36 protein-coding genes and 1 pseudogene are annotated in these 26,561 nt (G+C 56.3%); 10 read left to right on the forward strand and 27 right to left on the reverse strand.

Annotated features, from left to right (window positions below; genetic code table 11):
* Positions 1–162: 162 nt before the first annotated feature.
* The 13 genes from fliR to fliF form a co-directional block, all read right to left on the reverse strand.
* Positions 163–951: a flagellar biosynthetic protein FliR gene (gene fliR / locus H7K56_RS13105; RefSeq protein WP_021509859.1), complete on the reverse strand. Its 789-nt coding sequence runs from the start codon at positions 949–951 to the stop codon at positions 163–165.
* Complete coding sequence (gene fliQ, locus H7K56_RS13110; protein WP_010618647.1) at positions 951–1,220, reverse strand: flagellar biosynthesis protein FliQ; 270 nt, start codon at positions 1,218–1,220, stop codon at positions 951–953. Before fliQ ends, fliR begins: the two co-directional genes overlap by 1 nt.
* 41 nt (positions 1,221–1,261) lie before the next feature.
* Entirely contained in the window at positions 1,262–1,996 is a 735-nt protein-coding gene (gene fliP, locus H7K56_RS13115) for a flagellar type III secretion system pore protein FliP (RefSeq protein ID WP_031280176.1), read from the reverse strand.
* Positions 1,996–2,391 carry a flagellar biosynthetic protein FliO gene (gene fliO / locus H7K56_RS13120; protein ID WP_150361649.1) on the reverse strand — a complete coding sequence of 132 codons (396 nt, stop codon included), beginning with the start codon at positions 2,389–2,391 and terminating at the stop codon, positions 1,996–1,998. The genes fliP and fliO overlap by 1 nt, the downstream gene beginning before the upstream one ends.
* Before the next feature lie 2 nt (positions 2,392–2,393).
* Entirely contained in the window at positions 2,394–2,804 is a 411-nt protein-coding gene (fliN, locus tag H7K56_RS13125) for a flagellar motor switch protein FliN (RefSeq protein WP_021509862.1), read from the reverse strand.
* Complete coding sequence (fliM, locus tag H7K56_RS13130) at positions 2,797–3,804, reverse strand: flagellar motor switch protein FliM (protein WP_021509863.1); 1,008 nt, start codon at positions 3,802–3,804, stop codon at positions 2,797–2,799. Before fliM ends, fliN begins: the two co-directional genes overlap by 8 nt.
* Before the next feature lie 4 nt (positions 3,805–3,808).
* On the reverse strand, positions 3,809–4,294 hold the full coding sequence (fliL, locus tag H7K56_RS13135) for a flagellar basal body-associated protein FliL (RefSeq protein ID WP_021509864.1): 486 nt from the start codon (positions 4,292–4,294) through the stop codon (positions 3,809–3,811).
* Positions 4,295–4,424: 130 nt separating this feature from the next.
* Positions 4,425–5,690 carry a flagellar hook-length control protein FliK gene (locus tag H7K56_RS13140; protein ID WP_150361650.1) on the reverse strand — a complete coding sequence of 422 codons (1,266 nt, stop codon included), beginning with the start codon at positions 5,688–5,690 and terminating at the stop codon, positions 4,425–4,427.
* Complete coding sequence (fliJ, locus tag H7K56_RS13145) at positions 5,687–6,130, reverse strand: flagellar export protein FliJ (protein ID WP_021509866.1); 444 nt, start codon at positions 6,128–6,130, stop codon at positions 5,687–5,689. Before fliJ ends, H7K56_RS13140 begins: the two co-directional genes overlap by 4 nt.
* 24 nt (positions 6,131–6,154) lie before the next feature.
* Positions 6,155–7,510 carry a flagellar protein export ATPase FliI gene (gene fliI / locus H7K56_RS13150; protein WP_021509867.1) on the reverse strand — a complete coding sequence of 452 codons (1,356 nt, stop codon included), beginning with the start codon at positions 7,508–7,510 and terminating at the stop codon, positions 6,155–6,157.
* Complete coding sequence (gene fliH / locus H7K56_RS13155) at positions 7,510–8,214, reverse strand: flagellar assembly protein FliH (protein ID WP_150361651.1); 705 nt, start codon at positions 8,212–8,214, stop codon at positions 7,510–7,512. Before fliH ends, fliI begins: the two co-directional genes overlap by 1 nt.
* Positions 8,207–9,199 carry a flagellar motor switch protein FliG gene (gene fliG / locus H7K56_RS13160; protein ID WP_021509869.1) on the reverse strand — a complete coding sequence of 331 codons (993 nt, stop codon included), beginning with the start codon at positions 9,197–9,199 and terminating at the stop codon, positions 8,207–8,209. The genes fliH and fliG overlap by 8 nt, the downstream gene beginning before the upstream one ends.
* Entirely contained in the window at positions 9,196–10,914 is a 1,719-nt protein-coding gene (gene fliF, locus H7K56_RS13165) for a flagellar basal-body MS-ring/collar protein FliF (protein WP_150361652.1), read from the reverse strand. Before fliF ends, fliG begins: the two co-directional genes overlap by 4 nt.
* Before the next feature lie 277 nt (positions 10,915–11,191).
* Between fliF and fliE the strand changes: the two genes are divergently transcribed.
* Complete coding sequence (fliE, locus tag H7K56_RS13170) at positions 11,192–11,503, forward strand: flagellar hook-basal body complex protein FliE (protein WP_021509871.1); 312 nt, start codon at positions 11,192–11,194, stop codon at positions 11,501–11,503.
* A gap of 45 nt (positions 11,504–11,548) precedes the next feature.
* Here fliE and H7K56_RS13175 read toward each other — a convergent pair whose 3' ends face one another.
* From H7K56_RS13175 to H7K56_RS13185, 3 genes are all read right to left on the reverse strand, one after another.
* The gene (locus tag H7K56_RS13175) at positions 11,549–11,722 is read right to left on the reverse strand and encodes a hypothetical protein (protein WP_158252668.1); all 174 of its coding nucleotides are present in this window, start codon (positions 11,720–11,722) and stop codon (positions 11,549–11,551) included.
* A gap of 85 nt (positions 11,723–11,807) precedes the next feature.
* Entirely contained in the window at positions 11,808–11,993 is a 186-nt protein-coding gene (locus H7K56_RS13180) for a hypothetical protein (RefSeq protein ID WP_150361653.1), read from the reverse strand.
* A gap of 169 nt (positions 11,994–12,162) precedes the next feature.
* Positions 12,163–12,363 (reverse strand): hypothetical protein, encoded by a 201-nt coding sequence (locus H7K56_RS13185; RefSeq protein WP_058757398.1) that lies wholly within the window; start codon positions 12,361–12,363, stop codon positions 12,163–12,165.
* Between the two features lie 537 nt (positions 12,364–12,900).
* Here H7K56_RS13185 and H7K56_RS13190 point away from each other — a divergent pair.
* Positions 12,901–13,164: a biofilm/acid-resistance regulator YmgB/AriR gene (locus H7K56_RS13190; protein WP_058757399.1), complete on the forward strand. Its 264-nt coding sequence runs from the start codon at positions 12,901–12,903 to the stop codon at positions 13,162–13,164.
* A gap of 241 nt (positions 13,165–13,405) precedes the next feature.
* Complete coding sequence (locus tag H7K56_RS13195; protein WP_150361654.1) at positions 13,406–13,627, forward strand: hypothetical protein; 222 nt, start codon at positions 13,406–13,408, stop codon at positions 13,625–13,627.
* 36 nt (positions 13,628–13,663) lie between these two features.
* Here the strand turns inward: H7K56_RS13195 and H7K56_RS13200 are convergent, their stop codons facing one another.
* Complete coding sequence (locus tag H7K56_RS13200) at positions 13,664–14,875, reverse strand: diguanylate phosphodiesterase (protein ID WP_058757401.1); 1,212 nt, start codon at positions 14,873–14,875, stop codon at positions 13,664–13,666.
* 243 nt (positions 14,876–15,118) lie between these two features.
* Between H7K56_RS13200 and H7K56_RS13205 the strand changes: the two genes are divergently transcribed.
* On the forward strand, positions 15,119–15,367 hold the full coding sequence (locus H7K56_RS13205; RefSeq protein WP_150361655.1) for a hypothetical protein: 249 nt from the start codon (positions 15,119–15,121) through the stop codon (positions 15,365–15,367).
* A 57-nt stretch (positions 15,368–15,424) separates the two neighbouring features.
* Here H7K56_RS13205 and H7K56_RS13210 read toward each other — a convergent pair whose 3' ends face one another.
* Positions 15,425–16,060 (reverse strand): S24 family peptidase, encoded by a 636-nt coding sequence (locus H7K56_RS13210; protein ID WP_021509876.1) that lies wholly within the window; start codon positions 16,058–16,060, stop codon positions 15,425–15,427.
* Positions 16,061–16,201: 141 nt separating this feature from the next.
* On the opposite strand from H7K56_RS13210, the gene H7K56_RS13215 reads away from it, so the two are divergent.
* The 3 genes from H7K56_RS13215 (at position 16,202) to H7K56_RS13225 (ending at position 17,508) form a co-directional block, all read left to right on the forward strand.
* Positions 16,202–16,591: a hypothetical protein gene (locus tag H7K56_RS13215; RefSeq protein WP_031280179.1), complete on the forward strand. Its 390-nt coding sequence runs from the start codon at positions 16,202–16,204 to the stop codon at positions 16,589–16,591.
* Positions 16,572–16,901 (forward strand): hypothetical protein, encoded by a 330-nt coding sequence (locus H7K56_RS13220; protein WP_248295873.1) that lies wholly within the window; start codon positions 16,572–16,574, stop codon positions 16,899–16,901. Before H7K56_RS13215 ends, H7K56_RS13220 begins: the two co-directional genes overlap by 20 nt.
* 82 nt (positions 16,902–16,983) lie before the next feature.
* Positions 16,984–17,508: a hypothetical protein gene (locus tag H7K56_RS13225; protein WP_182689023.1), complete on the forward strand. Its 525-nt coding sequence runs from the start codon at positions 16,984–16,986 to the stop codon at positions 17,506–17,508.
* Positions 17,509–17,532: 24 nt separating this feature from the next.
* Here the strand turns inward: H7K56_RS13225 and H7K56_RS13230 are convergent, their stop codons facing one another.
* Positions 17,533–18,123, reverse strand: a complete 591-nt coding sequence (locus H7K56_RS13230; protein ID WP_249042759.1) for an acyltransferase — start codon at positions 18,121–18,123, stop codon at positions 17,533–17,535.
* Positions 18,124–18,342: 219 nt separating this feature from the next.
* On the opposite strand from H7K56_RS13230, the gene H7K56_RS13235 reads away from it, so the two are divergent.
* Positions 18,343–18,609 (forward strand): hypothetical protein, encoded by a 267-nt coding sequence (locus tag H7K56_RS13235; RefSeq protein WP_058757407.1) that lies wholly within the window; start codon positions 18,343–18,345, stop codon positions 18,607–18,609.
* A gap of 17 nt (positions 18,610–18,626) precedes the next feature.
* Here H7K56_RS13235 and H7K56_RS13240 read toward each other — a convergent pair whose 3' ends face one another.
* The 4 genes from H7K56_RS13240 to H7K56_RS13255 form a co-directional block, all read right to left on the reverse strand.
* Positions 18,627–18,866 (reverse strand): DinI-like family protein, encoded by a 240-nt coding sequence (locus tag H7K56_RS13240; RefSeq protein WP_021509882.1) that lies wholly within the window; start codon positions 18,864–18,866, stop codon positions 18,627–18,629.
* Positions 18,867–19,203: 337 nt separating this feature from the next.
* Entirely contained in the window at positions 19,204–19,527 is a 324-nt protein-coding gene (locus H7K56_RS13245; protein WP_021509883.1) for a DUF6388 family protein, read from the reverse strand.
* A 73-nt stretch (positions 19,528–19,600) separates the two neighbouring features.
* On the reverse strand, positions 19,601–20,893 hold the full coding sequence (locus H7K56_RS13250; protein WP_150361555.1) for an ABC transporter substrate-binding protein: 1,293 nt from the start codon (positions 20,891–20,893) through the stop codon (positions 19,601–19,603).
* 9 nt (positions 20,894–20,902) lie between these two features.
* On the reverse strand, positions 20,903–22,447 hold the full coding sequence (locus H7K56_RS13255) for a methyl-accepting chemotaxis protein (RefSeq protein ID WP_058757409.1): 1,545 nt from the start codon (positions 22,445–22,447) through the stop codon (positions 20,903–20,905).
* Between the two features lie 207 nt (positions 22,448–22,654).
* Here H7K56_RS13255 and yedD point away from each other — a divergent pair, with 207 nt between their 5' ends.
* Entirely contained in the window at positions 22,655–23,116 is a 462-nt protein-coding gene (yedD, locus tag H7K56_RS13260) for a lipoprotein YedD (protein WP_125311397.1), read from the forward strand.
* 69 nt (positions 23,117–23,185) lie between these two features.
* Here the strand turns inward: yedD and H7K56_RS13265 are convergent, their stop codons facing one another.
* The 4 genes from H7K56_RS13265 to fliD all read right to left on the reverse strand — a co-directional run bounded on the left by H7K56_RS13265 (position 23,186) and on the right by fliD (position 26,221).
* Positions 23,186–23,860 (reverse strand): class I SAM-dependent methyltransferase, encoded by a 675-nt coding sequence (locus H7K56_RS13265; protein ID WP_058757411.1) that lies wholly within the window; start codon positions 23,858–23,860, stop codon positions 23,186–23,188.
* Between the two features lie 178 nt (positions 23,861–24,038).
* Positions 24,039–24,398 carry a flagella biosynthesis regulatory protein FliT gene (fliT, locus tag H7K56_RS13270; RefSeq protein ID WP_104093187.1) on the reverse strand — a complete coding sequence of 120 codons (360 nt, stop codon included), beginning with the start codon at positions 24,396–24,398 and terminating at the stop codon, positions 24,039–24,041.
* 2 nt (positions 24,399–24,400) lie between these two features.
* Positions 24,401–24,802 (reverse strand): flagellar export chaperone FliS, encoded by a 402-nt coding sequence (fliS, locus tag H7K56_RS13275; protein ID WP_021509889.1) that lies wholly within the window; start codon positions 24,800–24,802, stop codon positions 24,401–24,403.
* Between the two features lie 12 nt (positions 24,803–24,814).
* Positions 24,815–26,221 (reverse strand): flagellar filament capping protein FliD, encoded by a 1,407-nt coding sequence (gene fliD, locus H7K56_RS13280; protein WP_150361553.1) that lies wholly within the window; start codon positions 26,219–26,221, stop codon positions 24,815–24,817.
* A gap of 235 nt (positions 26,222–26,456) precedes the next feature.
* Here fliD and H7K56_RS13285 point away from each other — a divergent pair.
* A pseudogene (locus H7K56_RS13285) lies at positions 26,457–26,561 on the forward strand (flagellin FliC); the annotation flags it as partial.

The following is a 26,561-nucleotide window of genomic DNA, read 5'->3' on the forward strand; positions in this document are numbered from 1 at the left end:
TGACTAAAATACGCGAAGCGCCGTTTAATAAGAATAATTTTCACCATAAATGCGCATTTATCAGAATATCCTCAGTTGATTTCTGAAAAATATGGTTCGAAAAATGCACAGAATGTTTTTGATTACTTAACTATCGTATAAGAAGGTTAACAGTATCGTTAATCAACGGGCAGGGGAAAGTTCTGATACAAACTGCGCGAGTAAATCAAAGACTTCACCGAACAGATGTTCACAGAAAGGTGCAAGCAACGGCATCATCATACCCAGACTCAGGATCCCTACCGTTAAGGTGATTGGGAAGCCGATGGCGAAAACCGACAGCTGAGGTGAAACGCGGTTTAACAAACCTAGTGCCAGGTTTAGCGTGAGGAGCAGAATTATTAAGGGTAGCGCTAACATCATGCCATTAAGGAAAATTAAGCTGGCGGCTTTGGTCAGCGCCATGAAGGCGTTGGCGTTGAGTGGCTGATCGTTAATCGGCAATGTGTGAAAACTGTCCACCAGTAACGAGATCAACCACAGGTGACCGTTGAAGGTCAGGAACAGCAGCATCGCCAGCATGTCGAGAAAACGGGCCAGCAGCGGCATGTTGATCCGGCTGTTCGGGTCGAGCAGGGTGGCAAAAGAGAGACCCATCTGCAGACCAATCATCTCACCGGCCAGACGCACGGCAGAAAAAGCGAGCTGCATGGTCAGACCAATCCCCACGCCAATCAGCAACTGCTGCACCAGCATCCAGAAGCCCGCCGGAGTAAACAGCGTCACTTCGACCGGCGGCAGCAGCGGCATCAGAATCCAGGTGGTGACTACCGCCAGTCCAATTTTGACCCGTTTCGGAATCGAACGTTCATTCAGCAGCGGCGCGCTGGCAAACAGCGCCAGCAAACGCACCATCGGCCAGAAGAATTGCGCCACCCAGTGCACCAGCTGGCTGCTGTCGAGGGTGACCATTAGCCGATGATATAAGGCAGGTTGCTGAACAGGGTACGGATGTAGTCCAGCATCAGGTTGAGCATCCACGGTCCGGCCACCACGGCGGTGGCCGCAACGGCAAGAATTTTCGGGATAAACGACAGTGTTTGTTCGTTAATCTGCGTTGCCGCCTGCAGAATACTGATCAGCAAACCGCTCACCATCGCCACCAGCAGCAGCGGAGCGGCCATCATCAGGGCGATACGCATCGCTTCCTGGCCCATTACCATTACCGATTCCGGTGTCATGTTGCGCTCCTGTCGAGAGAAAGGTGAGGGCGGAAAGCCACTCAGGAGTAAAAACTTTGCGCCAGCGATCCCACCAGCAGCTGCCAGCCATCCACCAGCACGAACAGCATCAGCTTAAACGGCAGCGAAATCGTGGCCGGCGGCACCATCATCATTCCCAGCGCCATCAGTACGCTGGCGACCACCAGGTCGATGATCAGAAACGGAATAAAGACGGTGAAACCAATCTGGAAAGCGGTTTTCAGCTCACTGGTGACATAGGCGGGCAGCAGAATGCGCATCGGCACCGCTTCCGGACCCTGAATCGGCGCGCTGTTGGCGAGACGGGCGAACAGGGCCAGGTCGGCTTCGCGCGTCTGGCGCAGCATGAACTCACGCAGCGGCTGGGCACCTTTGTCGATCGCCACGTCCATGCTGATTTTGTCCTGGCTGAACGGCAGATAGGCATCGGTGTAAATCTTGTCGAAGGTCGGCGCCATGATAAAGAAGGTCAGAAACAGCGCGAGACCCAGCATCACCTGATTCGGCGGCGCGGATGGCGTGCCCAGGGCGTTACGCAGCAGACCAAACACAATAATGATGCGGGTGAAGCTGGTCATCATCAGCAACACCGCCGGAATAAAGGTCAGCGAGGTAATGAAGACCAGCGTTTGCACCGGCAGCGACCAGCTCTGGCCGCCATTGGCCAGCGGCTGGCTGATCAAACCCGGCAGCTGCGCATGGGCAGCCGGTGCCAGCAGCATCAGCAGCGGCAGAAGAGGGAGCAATCGACGCATCATTGGGGTTTTCCGGGACGTTTAATCAGGTTCTGAAACAGCTGACGAAAATCCTGCGGCGCCGCGCTGACGGGCAGGGATGCTTCCGGTGGCAGCGGCGGCAGCGAGTGCAGATGCGTGATCTGCTGAGCGGTGACGCCCAGCACTAAACGCGCATCGGCGGTATCAACAATCACCACCCGCTCCTGACGGCCAACCTGCACGCTGGCGCTGACTTTCAGCGCCTGGCCACTCACCGCTTTCGGCGCAAAGCCGAGGCGTTTTGCCAGCCAGCCGCAGGCCAGAATCAGCAGCACGATCACCGCCAGCACGCTGCTGACTTGCCCAACGACCGAACTGGTGGACACCACCGGCTGGGCGTGAGCGGGCTGAACGGTTTGCGCGTTTTTTAACATGATTAGCGGCTCAGACGACGCATACGTTCGGACGGGGTAATAATGTCGGTGATGCGCACGCCATATTTGTCGTTCACCACCACCACTTCACCCTGGGCGATCAGATAGCCGTTAATCAGGATGTCCAGCGGCTCGCCGGCCAGGCCGTCAAGCGCCACCACCGAACCCTGCGTCAGGCGCAGCAGCTCTTTGATGGTCATCTTGGTACGGCCCAGTTCCACGGTCAGTTTGACCGGGATATCCATGATCAGATCGATGTCCTGCAGCGAGCCGCTGGCGGCGCTGGCCTCAAGCGACTTAAATACGTTATCGCCTGGCTCCGCCGCACTGCTGGTCGCCGCCTGCTCGTTCATCGCTTCAGCCCACAGATCGTCCGCAGAGATATCATCGGACGGTTTTTTGCTGTCACTCATTGGGCTGTTCCTCATTCAGCGAATTCAAAATCGGGTTAATCAGATGTTCTACACGCAGCGCATACTGGCCGTTGAGCGTGCCATACTGGCTCGTCAGTACCGGTACGCCGTCGACGTGGGCAATGATGCGGTCCGGCTTCTCAATGGGCAGGACGTCACCAGGTTTCAGTTGCAAAATACGTGACAGACGCAGCGACGTTTCAGCGAAGTGGGCAATCAGCTCCAGCTCCGAGTGCTGCACCTGTTTCACCAGATTGTCGCGCCAGTGGTTATCTTCCTGACGCGAGTTCTCCAGCGGTGGATTGACCAGAAGCTCGCGCAGCGGCTCAATCATCGAAAACGGAATACAGATATTGAACTCACCCACCAGGTTGCCAATCTCCACCTGGAACGGCGTGTTGACCACGATATCGTTCGGCGAGGTGGTGATGTTGGTGAACTTCACCTGCATTTCAGAACGCACATATTCCACTTCCAGCGGATAAATGGCTTTCCATGCGTCGCTGTAGCCTTCCAGCGCCAGCTTGAGCATGCGGCGAATCACGCGCTGCTCGGTGTGGGTGAACTCACGGCCTTCCACTTTGGTCGGAAAACGACCGTCGCCGCCAAACAGGTTATCCACGGCGATAAACACCAGGCTCGGCGAGAACACCACCAGCGCAGTCCCCCGCAGCGGCTGCAGGTGAATCAGGTTCAGGTTGGTTGGCACCGGCAGGTTGCGGGCAAACTCATGGTACGGCTGAATCTTGATTGCCCCAACGCTGATATCCGGGCTGCGGCGCAGCAGGTTGAACAGCGCCATACGGAAATGACGGGCAAAACGCTCATTGATGATCTCCAGCGCCTGCAGACGCTCGCGCACCACGCGACGCTGGGTATTGGGATCATAGGGGCGGATATCGCCATCGGCCCCTTTGGAACTGTTCTCTACTTCCGCACTGTCACTGTCGCCATTGAGCAGCGCGTCAATCTCAGCCTGGGAGAGAATGCTATCGCCCATTAAGTCACCTCAAAATGAAGGCGGTAAACAGCACGTCACTGACTACCTGCGCAGGTTGACCTTTTACCAGCGGTGGCGCCAGCACCTGTTTGATCTGTTCAACCAGGGCCTGTTTGCCTTGCTCGGTTGCCAGCGCGCTGGCGCTCTGACGTGAAAGCAGCAGCAGCAAACGGCTGCGCACCTCAGGCAGGTAGTCATTCAGCCGACGACGGGTATCCTCATCCGGCAGACGCAGGGTAAAGCCTACGTACAGCACGCGATCGGGATCGTTATCGGGATTGACCAGGTTAACCGTAAACGTATCCATTGCAAAAAATACCGGGGCGGGCGGCGGCTCCACTTTGGCAGCCTCCGGCTTGTCACCCTCGTGTTTATTCATCATTCGCCAGACTGCATAGCCTGCCACGCTGCAAGCGGCCAGCGTTACAATCAGTAACACCGGAATTAGTAATGAACGTTTGCGGCCTTTAGCTTTCGCGTTATCAGACATGTTTGCAGTTACTTCCTGTGAATTATGGGCAAGCCTCTCGGCTTACCTGGACAGATTATCCCGCGTCTTAAGTCAAACAATGGGAAGAAAAGACGCGGGTTTTACGCTTACCTTCAGCGTTTAGTCGCTGTCAGGCAAAGATATCGACAGCGCCGTTGCCGGTCGCGCGCGCCTGGAGGGCTGCCGGGACGGCAATAGGCGTTATCTCGTTGTCACTGTCCTGGGAGAGGGTAAAGCTGCCGTACTGGCCGTCGCGACGTCCTTCCTGCTGGCCCTGATAACTCTGGCCCTGTGCGAAGGCGTCGCTGTTGACGTTACTCTGTCCCAGGTTAATACCGCTCTCCGCCAGCGCCGTACGCAGCTGTGGGAGCGCCGCTTCCAGCGCGGCCCTCACATGGCTGTGGCTGGAAACCATTGTTAACTGTGCCTGATCTTTATCCAGCGTCAGGCTGATCTGTATCGCGCCGAGGTCTTCCGGATGCAGACGTAACTCGGCGTTCTGCTGGCCGTTACGGCTGAACATCACAATCTGCTGGCTCAGCGCCTGCTGCCACTCATTGCTGCCCAGCTGCGCATTCAGCATCGGCGTGGAGGGCGCGCTGCTGGTGCTGGCCGTGGTGCTGACCAGCGGACTGGTACTGCTCAGCGGGCTGCTGATGACCGGCGCGCTGCTGTCATGGCTGCTGACCATCTCGCGCCGCTCTTCCGGTTTGCTCAGCGTGCTCAGCACCTGCTGAAAACTCTCATCCAGCGTCATACCGCTGTTGCTGGCCGGCGTGCCGCTGGCGGCCGCGCTCTGCACCGGGCTATGGCTGACGCCGGTCAGGCTGGTCAGCGCATCGCTGCCTTTCGATGGCTGGCCATCCGGCTTCGCCTGTTCCTCTTTCAGCGCACTTTGCAGCGAACTGTTAAGTAACGCAGCGTTTAAGCTGGTGCGCGCCTCACCCCGGGTTTCCAGCGCGGTGCTGTTATCCGCTGGCGGGCTGCTGCGGTTTTCGACCACCGCTGGCAACATAGCAAACAGCGCCTGCACATTCTGTAAGTCGCTGGCAGTTAACGAACTTGCTGCGCGCTTGTCATTATCATCGGCTGATTTCAGTCCGGCTTTAGTGTTTTCCGGCTGTAAAAGTGCGTTTAACGCCTCTGGTTTGTCCAGTGCCTGCAGCAGGGCGCTTAATGACGCTTTTGTGACGTTTTTCGCGTCAATTTCTGCCGCCAGATCAGCGGATTGCGCGCCATTTCCCTGCTGCCTAACCAGCGTCAGCAGGCGGTTGCCCAGCTCAGTAATAAATCCCTGCGGCAGGGTGTCAGCAGCGGACAGATTGTCCACTGCCGATGAAGGTTGTGCTTTGCCGGTTTTAGCAAGCTGTGTCAGCAGTGTTGGCAGCGTGTTCATTCGCCTTTCCTCAATGCGGCCCGTTGGGCAAATTCATCCATCCGTTTCTGATCGAGACGGCTTTCCTGTCGTAATGCGTTCTCTTCCGCGCGGGTAATCAGCGTCTGATAGGCATTCAGCTTCTTATGCTTTTCACGCCAGTTGCTCAGCGCCTGTTCCAGCCGCTGGTTCCACTGATTAAGCTGCTGGCGATGCTGTTCGATGGCTTTTTCCAGCGTCTGAATAAACTGGTGATAATTGCTCCAGCGCGTGCTGGCGATGCCGCCGGACATATCCTGATTGAGCTTATTACGGTACTCATCCTGGTAATCGAGCAGCATGCTGAGCTGCTGATCGGCCTGCTGCTGACCGCGACGCATGTCGCCGAGGTGGATCACCGCCTGTTCCAGATCCTGCTCCGCCAGGTCGCGCAGCGTATCAATCGCATTGGCTGTCTTCATCGCGTTACCTCAAGTCGGGCGGCGTTAGCCGAACATCGCCTGCAGGTGCAGACAGGCATCGTCATAATCGCTGCGTTCAAAAATGCCCTGCTGCAGGAAAGCTTCCATCTGCGGATAGAGCTTAATGGCCCGGTCCAGCATCGGATCGCTACCTGCGGCATAAGCGCCGACGCTCACCAGATCGCGGTTACGCTGAAAGCTGGAGAGCAACTGCTTGAACTGGCGCACGCGCGCATAGTGGGTTTCATCAATCAGCGAGGTCATGGCACGGCTGATCGACGCTTCAATATCAATGGCCGGATAGTGACCGGCCTCCGCCAGGCGACGCGACAGCACGATGTGGCCGTCGAGAATAGCGCGTGCCGAGTCGGCAATCGGGTCCTGCTGGTCGTCGCCTTCGGTCAGTACGGTATAGAACGCGGTGATTGAACCGCCGCCGTGAATGCCGTTGCCGGCGCGTTCTACCAGCGCCGGCAGCTTCGCGAACACCGATGGCGGATAGCCTTTGGTGGCCGGCGGCTCGCCGATCGCCAGCGCGATCTCACGCTGCGCCATGGCGTAGCGGGTGAGGGAGTCCATAATCAGCAGCACGTGCTGACCGCGATCGCGGAAATCTTCGGCGATGCGCGTGGCATAAGCGGCCCCCTGCATACGCAACAGCGGCGAAACGTCGGCCGGCGCGGCGATCACCACCGAGCGCGCGCGCCCTTCGGCGCCAAGAATGTTCTCGATAAACTCTTTAACTTCGCGGCCACGTTCACCAATCAGGCCCACCACGATGACGTCGGCTTTGGTGTAACGCGCCATCATGCCGAGCAGCACCGATTTCCCCACGCCGGAGCCGGCAAACAGCCCCATACGCTGGCCGCGGCCCACGGTGAGCAGGGCGTTGATCGCCCGCACGCCGGTATCCAGCACATCGTGGATCGGCGTACGCTGCAGCGGATTGAACGGCGCGGTGATCAGCGGCGCGCGGTAGCCGGTTTCCGGCGCGGGCAGGCCATCCAGCGGTTTGCCGCTGCCGTCCAGCACGCGGCCGAGTAGCTCCGGCCCCAGCAGCAGCTGTTTACCGCTGTGATCGCCGTGCACGCGGGCATACACGCGCGCGCCGGGCAGAATGCCATCGACCTCTTCCAGCGGCATCAGAAACAGTTTCTGGCCGTTGAAGCCGACCACTTCGCTTTCCACTTCGGTAATCGTGCCGTTGTCGTGGCGCTCAATAATGCAGGTGGCGCCCAGCGGCAGCTGCAGGCCGGTGGCTTCCAGTACCAGACCGGTGGCGCGCGTCAGGCGGCCATAGCGGCGCACCGTCTGCACCTGACTGATGCGGTCTTCAAAACTGTCGAGCGCGCCCAGCCAGCGCGAAAGGCGTGACGTCATCAGAATGCTCCCGGTGCCGCCAGACGGCACAGCTCCTGCCAGCGCGTGGCGACGCTGGCATCCAGATCGCCGTCTTCGGCGCTGAGTTTACAGCCGCCGGTATGCAGCGAACTGTCGGCCAGCAAACGCCAGCCATGTAAATCGAGCGTTGGGCCCAGCGTCTGCTCAACGCGCTGCAGATCGTCCGGGTGCACGCGCAGCTGCGGTTTGCCACTGAACATTGGCTCCTGCTGAATCAGCTGCTGGATCTGGCGCAGCAGGGCGCTGCCATCCACCTGCGTTGCCTGGCCAATCACCGTGCGCGCCGCTTCCAGCGCCAGCTGCATCAGGCGCGACGCAATCACGCTATCCAGCGCTTCCAGCGTGTGATGAAACTCGGTGACCAGCTGCTGCATACGCGCCTGTAACGGAGCCTGCTGCTGCTGGGCATCGGCCAGTCCCTGCTGGAACCCGGCGTCATAGCCGTTTTGCTGCGCTTCGGCGAAGCCTTTTTGATAACCTTCGCTGTAGCCCTGCGTCTGCGCATCTTTACGCATCTGCTGCTGCAGACGTTCCAGCTGCTGCTGCTGTTCATCTTCCTCGCTCAGCACGAGGTCGCTGTCCGGCTCCTCTGCCAGCAGCAGTTCAGGCTCAGGCGGCTGCGGCGCGCCTAAATCATCAGGCTGCCAGCGCTGCCATGCACGGGCGGAAAAGGCATCAGACATAGGTTTCCTCGCCACCACCAATTACCATCTCGCCTGCTTCCGCCAGACGGCGCACGATAAGCAGGATCGCTTTCTGTTCGTTCTCCACCGCGGACATACGGACCGGGCCACGGTTGGCGAGATCGTCGCGCAGGATATCGGCGGCGCGCGCCGACATGTTTTTGAGGAATTTCTCGCGCAGCGGCTGCTCGGCGCCTTTCAGGGCAATCAGCAGCTGCTCGGACTCCACTTCCTGCAGCAGACGCTGGATGCTGCGGTCGTCCACTTCCACCAGGTTTTCGAACAGGAACATCTCGTCGATAATCTTCTGTGCCAGCTCGCCATCGAAGTCGCGTACTGCTTCGATAACCGCTTCTTCCTGCTGGGTTTTCATCAGGTTGATGATTTCCGCTGCGGTTCTTACGCCGCCCATCTTCGCGCGCTTGAGGTTGGTGCCATCCAGCAGGCCGTTGAGTACTTCGGTCAGCTCTGCCAGCGCCGCCGGCTGTACGCCGCCGAAGGTGGCGATACGCAGCATCACATCGTGGCGCAGACGCTCGTCGAACAGCGCCAGAATATCCGCCGCCTGGCCGCGCTTCAGGTGCACCAGAATGGTGGCGATAATCTGCGGGTGCTCGTCGCGGATCAGATCTGCCGCCGCCTGCGGTTCCATAAAGTTGAGGGTTTCCATGCCGCTGGTGGTTTCGCGCGTTTCGAGGATGTCCTCCAGCAGGCTGGAGGCGCGCTCTTCGCCCAGCGCCTTGATCAACACCGAACGCAGGTAGTCGTTGGAGTTGAGGCTCAGCGCAGCAAACTGTTCGGCATCGGTTTCGAACTCGCGCAGCACTTCGGTCAGCTGCTTGTGCGAAATCTGTTTCATGCTGGCCATCGCGGCGCTGAGGTGCTGCACCTCACGCTGGTTGAGGTGTTTGAACACCTCCGCCGCACGCTCTTCGCCAATGGTCATCATCAGAATGGCGCTCTTTTCAGTACCGGTCAGACTCATAGTTCGTTACTCATCCATTCGCGGATAACCAGCGCCACAACGCGCGGATCGTTTTCAGACATATCGCGGATGCGCTGGCTCATCACCTCGGCGCTCATGCGGTTGTTAGATTTGCGCTCCTGGTCCAGCTCGTCTTTGTTGATCTGGACGCTGTAAGCGGCTTCTTCCTCACGCGCGGCAGCACGGGCAGCGGCGGCTTCGGCGGCGGCTTTCTCGGCTTCACGCTTACGCAGCAGCTGCGGACGCACCATTTTGCGGTAGAGGATGAAGGCAACCAGTGCCACCAGCAGCCAGCGACCGGCGGTCATCAGCTGATCAAAGAACGACTGCTGCTGCCAGAAGGGCAGGTCGCCGCCGGTTGGCTCGGTGGTGTTGAACTGCGAGTTCACCACGTTGACGCTGTCGCCACGCGTTTGCGAATAGCCCATCGCTTCGCGGGTCAGATCTTCAATCTGCTTAATCTGCTGATCGTTCAGCGCCACCGCTTTGCCTTTGCCGTCATCGCGGTAGTTGACCACCACGGCGACCGACAGGCGCTGCACGTCACCGACGTTGAGTTTGGTGTGACGAATGGTGCGATCCAGCTCGTAGTTCACCGTATCGTTGCGGCTGGAGCTGCTCGGGCTGCTGCTCTGCGCGGTGCTGGTCGAGGTGCCGGCATTCTGCGCGTTGTTGTTCTGCTGGCCGTTAGCGTTGTTATTGTTCTGCTGCTGCGGGTTGGTGACCGGCGCGGTATTGGCCGGCGCAGGCTGATTCGACAGCGCACCCGGCACGCCGCCCGGATACGGGCTGCCGTTCTGATCGCTGGTGCTGGTCTGGCGTGAGCGAATCGCCGTGTTATTCGGGTTCGCATTCGGCTGATACTTCTCGTCCGTCTGCTCGCTGCGGTCAAAGTTAATCTGCGCGGTCACCTGCGCATGCACATTACCCTGACCGAGAATCGGATTCAGAATGGCTTCAATGCGCTGCTGATAGCGTGCTTCCACTTCGGAGGCGTATTTCAGCTGGGCATCATTAAGATCGCGGCCTTCGCTGTCGGAGCGCGTCAGCAGGCGACCCGCCTGATCGACCACGGTCACATTGCCTGGTGGCAGACCGGCCACGCTGCTGGAGACCATGTGCTGAATCGCCTGAATCTGGCCTTCATCCAGCGCACGGCCCGGTTGCAGGTTCAGCGTTACTGAGGCAGACGGAGATTTTTGCTCGCGCACGAACAGCGTCGGTTTTGGCATCGCCAGATGCACGCGCGCGCTCTTCACCGGTCCGAGCGTTTCGATGGTGCGCGCCAGCTCACCTTCCAGCGCACGCTGGTAGTTAATCTGCTCACTGAACTGGCTGATACCAAACTTCTCTTTATCCATCAGTTCAAAGCCTACCGAACCCCCTTTCGGCAGTCCCTGCTGGGCAAGGCGCAGACGCAGCTCATGCACTTTATCGGCGGGCACCATCAGGGCGCCGCCGTTTTCAGCGAACTGGTAAGGGATGTTCATCTGGGTGAGCTGGGTAACAATCGCGCCGCCATCCTCATCAGAGAGGTTGTTATAGAGAACGCGATAGTCGGGCGCTTTGGCCCACAGCACCAGCGCCAGAACCACGGCGATAGCGGCCGCGGCAGCAACGATTAATGGAATACGCGGATTTGCGCGCAGGCGGGCGAGAAGGTCATTAAAGCCTTTCTTTGCTGTATCCTGTGTGGCGGCTGCACTCGCATTCATGACCAATTCCTGCCTGACATAATTGACCGGGTGTATGTAGGTGACAAAACTGACTCCCTGATACGCATCCCCGCCCGTTGATGCCGTGTAGCTGGCCGACGGGGTAGGGGAAAAAATGAAATTCCAATCTAATGCCTGGCATTATTTGATGAATCGTGTCACTTCGATGGCTGGATAAGCCGGGTTTTTTGCAGTCATTTAGCGCCTTTGTCCTATTGACAGTGTGTTAACTTTTCCTCCGTGAAAAAAAGAACCCTTCATCTATGAGGTACAGGCAATGTCAATTCAGGCAATTGATGGCGTACTGCAGCAGCTGCAGCTGACGTCACTGCAGGCCAGTGGCAAACCGACCGAGTCCGCCAGTCAGCTCGATTTTGGTGCCACCATGAAAGCCGCGCTGGATAAAATCAGCGCCACCCAGACCGCTGCGCGCAGTCAGGCGCAGGATTTTGAGCTGGGTAAACCGGGCATCCAGTTGAATGATGTGATGGTCGATCTGCAGAAATCGTCGATTTCGATGCAGATGGGGATTCAGGTGCGTAACAAGCTGGTGAATGCCTACAGCGAGATCATGAGCATGCAGGTCTAGCGGCGCGCAATAAAAAACCGCCTGAGAGAGGCGGTTTCGTCAGGGTCAGGGCAGTGACAGTTTTTCGCTGATCGCCCTGTAGCCCTGTTCAGCGAAGCGTTGCTTGCTGATGGCATCGTTTTTGGTGGGTTCGAACCAGGCACCTTCTCCACTGGTTGAGAAAAACCAGACTTCTGGCTGTTCTGCGCCGCGCTGCACCCAATAAAATCCTTCCTGCATTATCATGTCCTCCTCACAGGAATATAGTTCAGCTACGCTGCGCTTAACAGCGTAACTGACAATATTCTCACCTGCAGACGAAAACCTAAGCAGATTGCACCTCTTCCGGTGGCGTCAGTTTGCCACTGAGAAGTTTAAAACCGGCAGATTTAAAACGAGGCAGAGAAAGCGGTATCGGCTCCATCGGGCGATAAAAACCGCGTCCAGCATCCCAGTACCATACCTCAGGCTCAGTTGTGCTGCTGCCTACCCAGTAAAAACCCGTATCCATCAGTGCTCTCCAGAAATGAATGAAGGCACGCCTTCTCTAATTTCCGCAAAATAATGTCTTAATTAAACTCAATGATCAATCTCGGTTGCCGCTTCGCTTATTAACGCCAGCAGTCAGCGGCCGCGAAAATAACATCCGGTGGGTCGGTCCAGATATCATCGAAGGTATTTTACTGATCCTGATAAGGATCTTTTTTGTCATCCTGACTGTCATCGCGTGTACGCGGGATTTCGCCGTGCTCACGAGCATCATCATGGGCTGGATGATCATCTTCCTCATAAGCATTACCTGCATGCGGCGCGGCTTCCGGTAAACCCTTGTGTACCTCGCCCTCGTTTTTACGCTCCTTGTTGGTTTCGTGTTGTTTCATCTTTCTCTCCAGCAGGGTTTTGTTGTGATGAATTTTAGCTGATCGCTGGCCGTTTCTGGCGACCATAATCGTTTTCACACTCTACACGCAGAACGGCTAAATTGTACAGTTTTGCAAAGTTGTACAAGTTTATGGGGGCTGTATAGAAGTGCACGCGTCAGCAAGGAGTAAAAATAATTTTGTTGAGCAGAAAGAGAGGCTTAGCACAGCGTCTGATATTTTATTCAGGTTAACTGCATGATTTTTCCTGCGAAAATGGTGATTTATTGTTGAAGAGAATGGCGAAATTATTGTGCAAATCTCCTCTGACCACACGAAATGCTAACTAAATTGTTGTACAAGTTTTCCATCTTTGTATAACTTCTCGCTTGTGGCAGTCAGTCACACGTAACGAATGATGCTTTGCATCGCCTCTGAAGGTGTTGTGGATTTCCACTTTCAGAGGCTGCTTTTTTACCTGTGCTGATTCAAAAATTTAACCTGAGTAACCGATTAATCACTGCAGTTTGCACTGCAGCTTACCCGATGAGGCTTGTTATGAAACAGAATGCATCGACGTCAGCAGAGTCTCAATTGTCAGAATATTTCCAGCACGCGGGTTCAGAATATGCCAGTGAAAAAGAGGTCATCGCGCTGATTTACAAACAGCTGGCGGCGGTGAAACTGCGTGTGAGCAATAAAGATATTATTCTGGCGCTGCTGGAGCGATTAGAGTCTGAACATGACGTGGTTCAGCTGGATATTTATCGCCAGGCACTGGAACTTATTGTTCAGCGCACGCCTGACGATATCGCTTCCTGAAACCTGTGTCTGTCGTACTCCACTCCATTGCCGAAACACGGACGTTTAGTTGCCTGTTTGTTTCGCCCCTTAGCTTAGGGGCATTTATTCTCTTCGCGTCTCGTTTCCTGCCTGAATAAGCCCAGCGTGAAATGCACAATTGCCTCTATTCTCTGCTACAGTATTTAGCTGGAGTAAGCTTTCATGCAAGCAGGGTTACTCATTACGCCAGAGGGCGTATCACTTTATCGGGCACGCATGAATGTCTGATTCGCGGCGCAGGCCGCTGGGCAAACCTATGAATGATGGTTATTACTGGATTAAAGATGGCGAGCGCTATCCGGAAGTGTGGCTGTACCAGAAGCAGTTTGGCTGGTTTCGCCCGTGCAGCGCGGTGCCAATGACGCAGCGTACCTTTGAGATGATGAAGTACGTAGTGCTGAGTGAACGGCTGGAAGAACCGGCGCGTGAGACTGAGTGTTAAGCCTGTGACCGCCGTTACGGCGGTCAGCTTTGCCGGTTACTTAATCTCCGGCCAGGCTACTGCCGGGAAACCATTAAACTGTGGGCGGGCAAACAGATAGCCCTGGAATTGACTGACACCGACCGCTTCCAGCCACATCCACTCCTCGGCTTTCTCCACGCCTTCAGCAATCACCGCGATCTCCAGCGAAGCGCAGCACTTAATAATGGCATGCACAATCGCCTGTTTTGGGCCGCTTTTGTGCACGTCACTGATGATTTCCCGATCGATTTTGATCTTATCCGGCTGGAATTTAGACAGCAGCGACAAACCCGCAAACCCGGCACCAAAGTCATCCAGCGCCAGGCTGATACCCGCCGCCTTAAGTTTTCTTACTTCTGCCGTAAACTCTTCGGCACGCGAGATGATTTCATTCTCCGTCACTTCCACCACGATCTGCTCCGGTACCAGACCGTTGGCCGCGATTTCCTGCAACAGGAAATCCACCGCATTCGGGACGGTGACCAGCGACATTGGCAGCAGATTGATGGTCAGCGTCTGCTCGCCGAGGCCGAGATTTTTCGCCAGGTTGAAGGCCAGACTTTTGGATTGAATATCGGCGTGGTAAATCGCATCGCCGCCAAACGCAGAGAAGTATTCCTGCGGTGAACCGCCGTCCGGCGTGCGAATCAGCGCTTCATAGGCCGTAATACGCCGCGAAAAGGGATCAACAATCGGCTGAAACGCAAACCGGCAATCCTGTACATAGTGCTGCAGACTCTCCAGCTGACGCTGGCTTTCCGCATCAGTAATAAATTCCCAGGTATTCGCCGGCGGGATCTCGAAATAGTTCTCTTTTTCCCGCGCCTCAACGAAGGTACGCAGGAACTGCAGTGCACGGTCGTCATAGGTGAGCTGGTAACGCGAAGTGCCTTTATCCAGCACCGCCTGCAGCACGCTGGATTTGTCGTGCTCGCGCAGGTCAAACAGCTCCATTCCGACGTTACCAAAGCGCCGGGCTGGCGCGAAGTCATGCATCAGCTCCACCAGATTGTGATGGCGGGCGTCGCGGCAGATACGGTCGTAAATGCCCTGAACGGCCTGATCGGGCCCTTCAAGCAGCTGGAAGAAATGTCGTCCATCAAACAACAGAATGCCGGTGACATCTGAAACTTCGTTTTTCTTATTGGCTTTGCCAACCATATCCTCCAGCGTTTTGATGGGAACGTGATCATAGAGGTGGCTGCGGTAAAGGATGGTAGTCAGCATGAGATTGTCCGGCGCTATCGTTATTTTGCCTTACATTAACAGCCAGACGGCAGGATCTGTCCAGCGCTTAGACGCGTAATCGTTAACTATTTTATTAAATTCCACTTAACCGAAGCGGCTGGCAGGGCACGTCAGGTGGAATTTTTACTCAACCGCTGGTCAGCGAGGTTAACGATAAATAAATTCGATTGAAAGGATAAATGAAAAGCGTATCGTTAGCCGGGTTAACCGGAGGTGATAAAGATGTTGCGTGATTATTTGAAGATTGATGAAAGCGATCGTTTAATTGAGCAGAGCTTGTTACGCCTGCACAACCGTGGACAGGAAGATGTCACCGAATGGCATATTGTCGGTGCCAACGGTGAGCACAAGGGCAGCGTGGCGCGGTTCGATAAACTGAGTAACCGCCGCTCTTACCGCGTCAGTTACCGTATAACGCAAACCGATCCCGAGGGAAGGGTGGTCGTCGATCATCTCACCGACACGTTGTGATTTTTGCCGTAGTCTTTTGTTGGATTTGACCCGCCGCGTGGCGGGTTTTTTGCTGCTTCAGCGGCTGCCGCGCCGCCGCATTTCCACCAGCGTGCCAATCAGTTCCAGCGTACTTTTCTGACTCTGCTGCACGGGAAAATCTTCGTTCAGCGGCCGTAACGAGAAAATTTGCTCGTCGTGCATCCGAATAATTCGCACCATCGCGACGTCGTCTACCCGTGCCAGCACCACATCGCCCGGCTGGGGCACGCGTTGCGGATCAAAGATCAACCGGTCGCCGGCGCGATACGCCGGGTTCATGGCGTCATCTTCCAGCGTAACCGCCAGCGCACCGTCGCTCAGTGCTTCGTCACTGTAAAGAAAGCGGACAGCCTGCTGCTGCCACTGGAGTCGCTGCTCATTCAGCCAGTCCGCAGCCTGCACCAGCGTGACCAGCGGCACGGCAGTGAGAGCGGGGGAAGCGTGCGTACTGGCAAACGGCTGACCGTCGCCATCAATAATCCACGCCGCGCTACACTGCAGCAATTCCGCCAGCCGCAGCAGATGCTCACCGCGCGGCACCGTCTCTTCTTTCTCCCACTGCGAAACCGCAACGTGCGACACGCCAATGCCATTGGCCAGCGCCTGCTGCGTTAATTTCAGTGCCTTACGGCGCTGGCGAATGCGCTCACCACCAGATTCTTTTTTCATCATCTTGACAACTCCTCCAGGCTTGACTTAAGTATACTTAAAATCATTATTTAAAGTAAACTTAAATATGCCGCTGGCCGTGATACTGGCGAGGGAGGTCAGCGGGGTGTCCGGCTAACCCTCGCCAGGTGAGAGAGGTAGGGCATGGAGAGTAGTTTGGTCACCAGCGTAGGCGCACTGCTGCTTGGCGGTGGCGCGGCAGCGGTGTTCTGGAAACCCCTGATGGCGGGGATCGCGTCAATCGTCACCAGCAATCGCGCGGGCGGCGAGATCATCACCAGCTACAAAGAGCAGGTGCTGCTTCTCAAGGAGAGCCATGCGCTGATGCGCCAGGAAAACGATGAACTGCGTATCCGTCACGACAAAAACCTGCGGCGTATCTCATCGCTGGAGACCGATCTGCGTTTGATCAAGAACGCACTCGGTATCCTGCTGGCGACCACTGAAGCCGAGCACAGCGATAAGTTTCGCAGCCAGATTAATCAATTGATCACCACTCTGGAGGAGAACCGCGATGGTGCAGATAAACAGTGAACTGCTGGTGCGAAGCCACCGCCGTCATTTGATGCTGGGTGGCCTGCTGATGCTGTTATCGCTGCTGTGTGTGGCGATGACCATTCTGTTTCTTTACGTCAATAACGACGCCAACCGGCGCGTGGAGGAGATTCGCCAGCAGTACCGGGCGATCTCTGATCGACGCGAAGCAAAGGTCGCCGAACTGACCAGCCAGCTGGTTGAGCTGCAGAAAAAGCTGGATGCCCAGCCGCCGCGCAGCACCAGCCACACCTCAACGCCCTCCACGCCGCCGGCCGGTCAGCAAACCGCGCCACAGCCGCGGCGCTAAGGAGGACCTGATGCGTATTACTGAGCGGATCGCAGTCCGTTTGCAGCAACTGCGGTCTTTTTTTAGCAATAAGGAGAAAATTATGAGCGATCAAACTGTCATCAACCCAACCAGCACTGCGGCGCAACAGGAATTGTCACCGCTGGAGAGTTTTGCCAACGAAACGGCCAGCGCGCCGGCTGCCGCTGACAGCGCAGCTGACAGCGTTGCCCAGCCAGCGACGCCGCCGGCAGCCGCAACGCCGGCAGTCGCAACGCCAGCTGCGCAACCGGCAGCGCCCGCCAGCGCTGAGCAACCGTTTCATGCGGATGCTCCGGTCGATCTCGATCAGCAGCTGGCAACGCAGGATACGCTGGCGAACGGCTCGGCCAGCGCAGGCGCCTCGGCGGCAGCCACGCCTGGCGTGCGCAACGCGCAGGCCGCCGCCCCGGTTGCTGCCCCCGACGCGCCGGCTGCTGCGACCGCCGCCAGCGATGCGGTGGCGCAGGATATCAGCGCCGGGGTGAAGGACTTTGTCCAGGCTTTCAGCTTTGTTGAACAGGGCGTGCTGAAGCTGGGCAGCGCCGCGAAGGATGAACTGATTGCGCTGGCGAAGAAGTATCTGTAATTCAGACGGGCAGGGATGCCCTGATCACCTGTTCGGTCGCGTGATCTGCTTTTCCAGTTCCAGCGGGTTTCGCTGCCGGCTGTTAATCTTTTTAGCGGGCGAGCCGAAGTAGATCGACCACGCTTCGGTATCGCGCGTTATCAGTGAATTTGCGCCTACCGCCGTTCCCTCTGCCAGCGTAAGGCCTGGCATAATAATGGATTGCGAACCGACGATAACATGTCGGCCCAGCACCACTTTCCCCGAGGTGACGCCGGTCAGGTGGGCAGGCACGGTGGGATTGGTCATGAATTCCCCACTGTAGTCATCACTTTTCGAGTAGATTTTTACGCCCTGCGAAAGCCCCGAGAAATCCTCCATTTCCACACCGGCACCTGCCAGTATGGCGCAGTAACCGCCAATATGAATGTAGGAGCCAAGCGTCAGATACCCATCGCCGGCAGCCACGAGGGTCGAGAATCCGTCGATGCGCACGTGATCGCCAAGAGTGATATTGTGCAGGCCAATAATGGTGCAATTTTTGGCCACCATGACCTGCCTGCCGACGTGTTTGAAGCCGAAACTATTCAGCTCATGTTCGGTGTAATAACCAGGATTGAAAGGTTCAGTCGACACAGTGCATTCTCCGGATGATCGGGGCTGGTGTGCCATTATAGGTGTGAAGGCAACAGTCTGTAGCGGAAGAAAAGCGCTAAATCTGACTTCAATTCATCGCAATCAGCCACGAATGGAGACTAAGTTAAGATAATTCTGCAGGCGGCTTCGCTATTATCTGCTAACTTTAATTGCTCAGGCGTTATTTTAACTGGCTTTATCAGCAAAAAGGAAAATAGCATGAGTGATACAGAGGCAATCAAAACCAAAACTGACTACCTGCGTGATGTCACCTCACAGCTAAAAGAGATGCGTCACTATGCGCAGACCAACACTGAGACGCTTTCCAGCCACTGGCTGGCCTTTGATGCCGGGGAGTATAAGGATAAAGAGTACGCCACGCGTTTTGATACGCTGATCAACAAGCAGGGACAGCTGCTGGATGATATCGATCAGGCGATTCAGGATCTGGAAATCGCCATCAATCACAGCGAGCAGGAAAGCTAAGCGCGGCTGCTGGTGGCCTAATCGGCCACCAGCCACATCTCGGCTTCATCGAACATCTCTTCAACAATACGCGCAATCGTCGCCTTGTCGTTTTTACTCATATCGGTTTCGATGGCGTTACGCTCCATCGGCTTAACCCGCACCTCCAGATCCGGAAAGACGCGCTGCACGCGCTTCTCCAGCTCCTGCAAAATCATTTCGCGCGCGCCCGGTAATCCGGCTACGTTGCGCTTGTCGTAAATCAGCTCCACAAACATCAGGGCATTCCAGTAATCAAAGTGGGAGCGTCATATTACTGTAAATAAAACCAGTGACAAGCGGCAGGGCGGCAATTATTTTCATACGGGTGAAACAGCGCGGCGTAAAGATGCAACGACAGGGGAACAAAGCGGGCAAAAGCAGAGGGTGCACGCAAAAAATCGAACCTCTGGAGGTGGAAATCCAGCAACACCTCCAGAGGCGGTGCAATAGCACCTTTCGTTCAAGGACAATCGACGACAGTCGTCGTGAGTATTAAGTTATACAACTTTTCCCACCTTGTACAACTTTTTCCCCGGAAATTTCTCTCCGATCGCCTTTTTATCAGTGCATCGCTTATAACTCGTTCTTAATACAGAACTCTTCCCACGTCATACCCAGTGCTTCCGCGTGAGATTTCAGATAGGTTTCAATCGCTTGTGCAGCAACCGCTTTATCCGGTTCCGCCAGCTGGATGGAGAACAGCATGCCGTCGAGCTTCTTCTGACGCAGAAACGCGGCATAGATGCGCTCGGCGTGCCACGCGCGCAGTTCACGCAGGGACATATTGGCGGCGCGCGCATCACTCTCACTCAGTTCATCCAGCGCGGACTGAAAATCAGGGTGGGCGGTGAAAAACAGGCTGCGAGCCAGGGCGTAATACTCTTCAGGGGTTTTCATTCGGGGGTTCCTGCCGGTCAAATTGCGCGTTAGTGTAACCCGCACACGGCGACTTGTCAGGAACCCCGAATGTTTACTGCTGTGCGACCTGCAGGCGCGTCACGTCCTGCTGATTTTTTTCCAGCGTTTGGTCCACCGTCAGCTTGCCCTGCAGCAGCGCCGCCAGATTCTGCCCGACGGCGTTACCCATCTGATCAAAGCCAGCAATACTGACGTACTGCACACCGGTGTAAGGTACGGTGTTCAATGTCGGTTGATCGACGGTGGCGGATTCAATCGCGCTGCGCACCTGAGCGGCGTAAGGCGCCAGGCGCTGGTAGTTTGGCTGCTGGTAGGTGGAGTTGCGGCTGCCGGGTGGCACCGCTCCCCAGCCGACGGTATCCGCGACCTGCTGAATATACTGCCGCGAGGTCGCCCAGCTGATGAAGTCCACGGCCGCGGCGCGCTGCGGTGAGTTAGCCGGTACCGCCAGCGCCCACGACCACAGCCAGTGCGAGCCGTTGCGCGTAATGCCGCCCGGCGCCGGGGCAAACGCCAGCTTGTCCGCCACCAGCGAGATCTGCGGGTTAATCAGCAGCCCGGCGGCGACGGTACTGTCGATCCACATCGCGCATTTTCCCTGTGCGGTAAGACGCAGGATCTGGCCAAAGCTATTGCTGGCCGTATCCGGCGGACCGTCCTGTTTCACCATCGCCAGATAATCGGTCAATACCTCACGCCACTCTGGCGAATTCAGCGTTGGCTGCCAGCGATCGTCAAACCACTGCGCACCATAGGCGTTGGCCATGGTGGTGAGCAGGGCCACGTTATCGCCCCAGCCGGGCTGGCCGCGCAGGCACAGGCCATAGATACCGTGCTGAGGATCGGTGAGTTTCGCCGCGAAATTTTTGATGTCGGTCCAGTCGGGATCGTCCGGCATGGTCAGGCCTTTCGCCGCAAACAGATCTTTACGGTAATAGGTCATGCTGCTTTCCCCGTAAAACGGTAGCGCGTACAGCGTTTGCTGCCAGGACAGTGCTTTGCGCACCGGCGTCAGCAGATCGTCGCTGTCATACTCTGGCGGCAGGTTATTGAGCGGCGCCAGCCAGCCTTTTTTACCCCACAGCGGCGCTTCATAGGTACCCACGGTAATCACATCAAATTTTGCATCACCGCTGTTCATGGCTGCCAGCACTGCCTGGCGCAGGGCGCCATCATCCATCACGTGCCATTGTAGTTTCACGTCCGGATGCTGCTGTTCGTAACGGCTCGACAGCTGCTGCATGATAGTCATGTCACCATTGGCAATGGTGGCGATATTGAGCGTGGTGGCGGCCTGGCTGAGCAGCGGCAGCGCGGCCAGCAGCGCGATTATGGTACGCTTCATGGCGGCTCCTTATGGCTGCTGCAGGCGGAAGAACGCCATTTTTTCCACCAGCAAACCGGCATGCTGGCTCACCGTCTGGCTGGCCGCGCTGGCCTGTTGCACCAGCGATGCATTCTGCTGGGTGGCGCCGTCCATCTGGATTACTGCGGTGTTCACCTGCTCGATACCGCTGGATTGCTGGCGGCTGGCCACGGCGATCTCGCCAACGATATCCACCATGCGCGCCACGCCGTGATTGATGTCGTTGAGCATCTCGCCAGAGCGCTGCACCAGCGCGCTGCCGGCTTCGACTTTACCCACGCTGGCATCGATTAGCGCTTTGATCTCCTGTGCTGCACCGGCCGAACGCTGCGCCAGCTGTCGCACCTCTGACGCCACCACCGCGAAGCCGCGTCCCTGTTCCCCGGCGCGCGCCGCTTCCACCGCCGCATTCAGTGCCAGCAGGTTGGTCTGGAAGGCGATTTCATCAATTACGCGGTTGATATCCGCGATGCGCTTGCTGGAGGATTCAATCTCCTCCATCGCACTCACCGCGTCGCGCAGTACACCGCTGCCGCGCTCGGCCTGATGGCGCACATCGCTTGCCAGCTCGTTGGCCTGTGCGGCGTTGTCCGCGTTGTGTTTCACCGTGGCGGTCATCTGCTCCATGCTGGCCGCAGTCTGCTCCAGCGAACTGGCCTGCGCGTGGGTGCGCTCCGACAGATCGTCGTTGCCATCCGCCATCTGGCGTGCCGCATCGCTCAGTGCATGGGCACTTTCGCCCACCTCGCGCACGATTTCGGCCAGCCGCACATCCATGCGCAGCAGCGCCTGCATCAGTTCACCCATCTCATCGCGCGTTACCGTACCGATACGGTGATTGAGCTCGCCGCCAGCAATGGCATCCGCCAGCTCGCGCGCCTGGGCGATGGAACGGTTAATCGAGCGGATCAGCAGCCAGCCGGAGACCAGCGCCAGGCTCAGGCCCAACAGCAGGATGGCGATCAGGCTATTGCGTGCCAGCAGGTAGTCGCGGTTGCCCTGCTGCCAGGCCGTCTGCGCATGCTGCCGCATCAGCGTATCCAGCTGGTCAATGTCCTGCTGCAGCAACTGGCTGCCGCTGCGCAGGCGGGTTTCAATGACCACCAGTGCGGCGGACGGGTTACCGCCTTTCAGCAGCTCACCGGCTTCATGCAGTGCACCCTGCCAGCCGTCGAGATGGGTCAGGAAGCGCTGGCTGAGCGGTTTGGTCTGCGCATCAAACGCCAGCTGCTGCCAGGTATGGCGATCGGCGTTGATTTGCTGACCGTACTGCGCAATGCGCGCGAGGCGTTTTTCCACTTCACTGCTGTCGGTCCAGTAGCGCAGCGCATCGAACAGGGTAGCGGATTGCTCCTGCACCATGCGGTACAGGCGTGAAGAGTATTGCAGCGGGAGCAGTTCGTTCTGATAGGCATTTTGCGCGCGCTGATCGGCAGCGCGCAGGCCGATAATTCCCCAGACGGCAGCAATAATCAGTAACAGGCACAGCAGGCTGACAATCGCAGCCAGACGTGCGCGAAGGGTCAATCGCATAACAGCGTTCTCCGAAACCAGGGTGAGTAAGTCGTCAATATTGTTATGGGTGCAGGTGCTTTAGACTTCACATCAGGTTATCGGCGAAGAGTTGAACAGCTTGAGGGCGCCGGAGAAAGAGAAGGGGGATTCCACCGCAGATACCTTGCGTCACGCCGGGAAAACATTATAACGTAGCCGCCATTGATGCGAGTGTAGGGACCGAAGATGAAAAAGTGGATGGTACTGGCCGCGCTGGCGCTGAGCGGCTGTGCGCAAATCAACAGTTATGACGAAGCGGTAAAAACCCCGGCACCGCTGGAACTGCAGGGTAACTGGCAGACGATGGGGCCGCAGAGCAAGCTGATCAGCAGCGAGGCTATGGCCAGCCTGATCGTTAGCGCTGATGGCGCTACCCTTGACTGCCGCCAGTGGCAGCGGGTGATTGCCAAACCGGGCAAGCTGACGCGTCTGGATGATGATTGGGTCAACGTTAACCGCCAGGCGCGCGTGATGCCGCTCACGCTGGAAAACGGTGAGCTGCACTACGATGGCCTGACGCTGCGTAAAGTGGATCGCCCAACCGTCGAGTGCCAGCAGGCGCTGGACGAAGTGGCAAAGCGTCCTGGCGATGCGGTGATTCAGGATATTGAGCCGCAGATTCTCAGGCCGGTCACGGCAGAGAAATAAGGGACAGAGCTGAAATGCTTTTCTTCCTCTCCCGACTGCGGGAGAGGACATTTCATCAGGCTGGAACGGTTATCGCTTCTGCAATAAATAGCTGTTTTCAAAGCCGGGCAAACTGCCAATCACATCGAACCCATTAAAATAGCCACCCGCCCGTAATAAATCCACAGCAGGACCGACCTGCGGTGAATACTGGTGATCGCGATAATCGTCAAAGACGATAAAGCCGCCTTGCACCAGGGTGGGCGAATATAACAGGAAATCGAGCAATACATGGCGGCCTTCGTGTCCGCCGTCAATATGCAGTAATACGGTACGCGGATTAAGGGCCTGCACCCGCTCAATACTTAATTCAGAGTAGCCACGGATGAGATTAACCTGGGGAAACAGCTTTTCGTGATAAAAGCGCAGCTCACTTTCCTGATTTGCCAGCTCCATGGGATCGATGCTGATAATGCGACGTTTATGCTGGCAAATCTCATTCATGAAAGCCGTCGATTTCCCTTTCCACACGCCGATTTCAATGATGTCACCCGCTACATTATTATGCTCGAGTAACCAGCAAAGATAACCCAGGCATTTTACATGGCTATGGAAAGAGAGCTCACGGCGCGCCATGGCCAGTTCTGCCGGTAATTCTGCCTGCGCCTGTGCCAGAGCATCACCGACCTTATCCCAGGTGTCATCGATGAGCTGCTGTATTTCAGGCTCCTGAAAAAAAACTTTTAAATCCGCGATATCGAGCATGTCGTTGCCTTATAAAGAGAGAATACAGCCGGCAAGGCTGAAAAGGTCTGCGTTAAATGTGCCACAGTTGCCATCATTCAAGGCGGTAATAAGGCTCAGTTTAAGGGGGTAATTAAACGCTTAGCATGGCGGGGGCGGTAAGAATCCAGGGAGAACAGCGTCTCCCTGACAGATAGGATTATAAATCGCTGGGATAAAGCACCTGACTGGAAAAACGACCATAAGCGTTGGTGACTTTCTGTTGCTGCGTGGTTTGCTGGACCAGCGAACGCAGCTCTTCCATGCGGGTCGCCATCAACTGCTTAATCTCAAGCTCATTGTCCATCACCTGCTTCAGCATGGGCCGTAACTGGACACGCAGCGCAGCAGGCAGGGCGGAGGTATCACGGTCGCGCGCTACGTGCGTAACGCTGCTCACGTAAGCTGCCTCACTGGCCACTAAATCATCCCAGTGCCCCTGGCGCGCCTGTTTCAACATCTGATTACTCAGGCTGAGCAAACGCTGATACCCCTGCAGCAGGTCGCTATCTGAAGTCATGGTTACGCTTCCTGAACGGCGTGTGGACCAATTTGTTTCCACGCGTCGGCAATGTTGCTCAGCAAGCGCTCGACTTCCGCAATCGCTGCCGGATCGTTGTGCAGGTTGGCTTCCAGCAGACGGCGGGTCATGTACTCGTAAAGATTATCCAGATTGGCAGAAATCTCTCCACCGGCTTCATGATTCAGCCCGGCGCGTAAGCCATTAGTAATGATATTAATGGCTTTCGACAGCGCCTGGCCTTTACCGGGAATGTCGCCCTGATCCATCAGAATGGTGGCTTTCTTCATGGCGCTGAGTGCGCCATCAAACAGTAAAACCACCAGCTGATGTGGGCTGGCGCTTAACACGGCACTTTCCAGACCGACCTGTGCGTAGGCCTGCGTTCCCGATTTAGCGTACATATTTAACTCCTGTTAACTGCTCATGTTCGCGAACTGCTGCGTCAGATAGTTCTGGGTCTGGGTCATGGATGAGACCAGCGTATTCAGGTTCGTGAACTGGGTCTTGTAGCGCGCCATAGTGGCGGTAATCTGTGCGTTTACCCGATCGTAATCGTCAGACAGTTTCTTCAGCGTTTTATTGATGCCGTCAGTGGCGTTCTGTACAGAGCCATTGCTGCCTAAAATCTGATCCAGATAGTTACTGGTTTGCGTCGCAAAGCCGGTGGTTTTGCCGTCACCGGACAGGAAACTGACCACATCCGCCGATTTTTCATCCAGCGCTTTGTTAAGTTTGGTGCTGTCGACGGTCAGCTTGCCATTCACATCCTGGGTAATGCCGATCTGTGACAGCAGGGAAATACTGCCGCCGCTTTGGGCACTGGTGGACAGCTTGGAGCGCAGGCTGGTCTGAATGTTACGCAGCGTGCCATCACCTAACAGATCGCCATTGCTGGAGTCCTGCGAGGTACTGCCCTGATCCACGGCGGTGTATTTGGTCTGGTTACTGATGGTGGTCTGCAGCGAGTTGTACGCGTCAACGTAAGCCTGCACCGCGGCGATCATCGGCGCATTATCCTTGGTGACGGATAAGGTCTCCGGGCTGCCGGTGTTGGTTTTGGTCAGGTTCAGCGTGACGCCTTCCGGCGCATCAGTAATGATGTTGCTGCTGCGGGTGATGGCGACGCCATTAATGCTCAGTTTGGCATCGGCCGCTTCCACCTGCTCCGTCATACCATTGCTGCTGCCACCTTTGGTAAAACCAATATACTGCGCCAGGGCGCTGTCATCGGTAGAAACCGTCATCTCATTGGTGGTGCCGGTATCACGCGAGGTCAGGGCCAGATAATAGGTATTGTCATCGGATTTGATGATACTGGCGGTAACGCTGCCCTGCTGTTTGTTAATCGCATCTTTAATGTCCGTCAGGCTGGTTTGATCTTTGCTCAGCGTGATGGTCATTGGGTCTTTCTGACCCGGTTGCGTAATGGTGATGGTGCGCGAGGCGAGGCTGGAATCGCCTAAATCGCCATCTTTACTGGTCGCGCTTTTCGACAGCAGCGACTGCGCTTTAGCCAGTTGGGTGACTTCAACCGAAAAGTTACCGGCCGCCGCATCATTGGCCAGCGTGGCGGTGAACGCGGTATTGGTGCTACTGACTTTTGTTGAGGCAATTGCAGACGTGTCTTTGAGCGCAGCGGCAGCTGTCTGGACTTTCGCCAGTGCCGTTTGCACGACGCCCCATGCTGTCAGCTTGGCTTTATAAGAGGTTTGCTGATTTGTAATTGGCGTCAGGTTGGCTTTTTCTGCCGTTTCAAGCTGGTCATACAGATCGCTCAAACCCAGGCTATTACCAGCATTGAGGTTACTTACACTTGCCATGTTGTAATCCTTTATAGGTGGATAATCACTGAGGAGGGTATCGGCAGTGAGCGGAAAAATATTAGACAAAATATAAAAAAACAATGAGGCAAATAAAGAAGGGATAAGGGCCTGTTTTCGGGGTTTAAAAAAATAGCTAAGGTTTTCTCAGGTACCGACGATAACCAAAGCAAGCTGAATGGCCCCGGGCCAAAAGCCCGATAGAATCTCAACTCATTGACTCAAGGAATTTATCATGGCCGTTATCAATACCAACACATTGTCGCTGACCACGCAAAACAACCTGTCCAAGTCTCAGGCTTCTCTGGGTACCGCTATTGAGCGTCTCTCTTCTGGTCTG

The sequence above is a fragment of the Pantoea dispersa genome, from assembly GCF_014155765.1.
Lineage (GTDB): Bacteria > Pseudomonadota > Gammaproteobacteria > Enterobacterales > Enterobacteriaceae > Pantoea > Pantoea dispersa.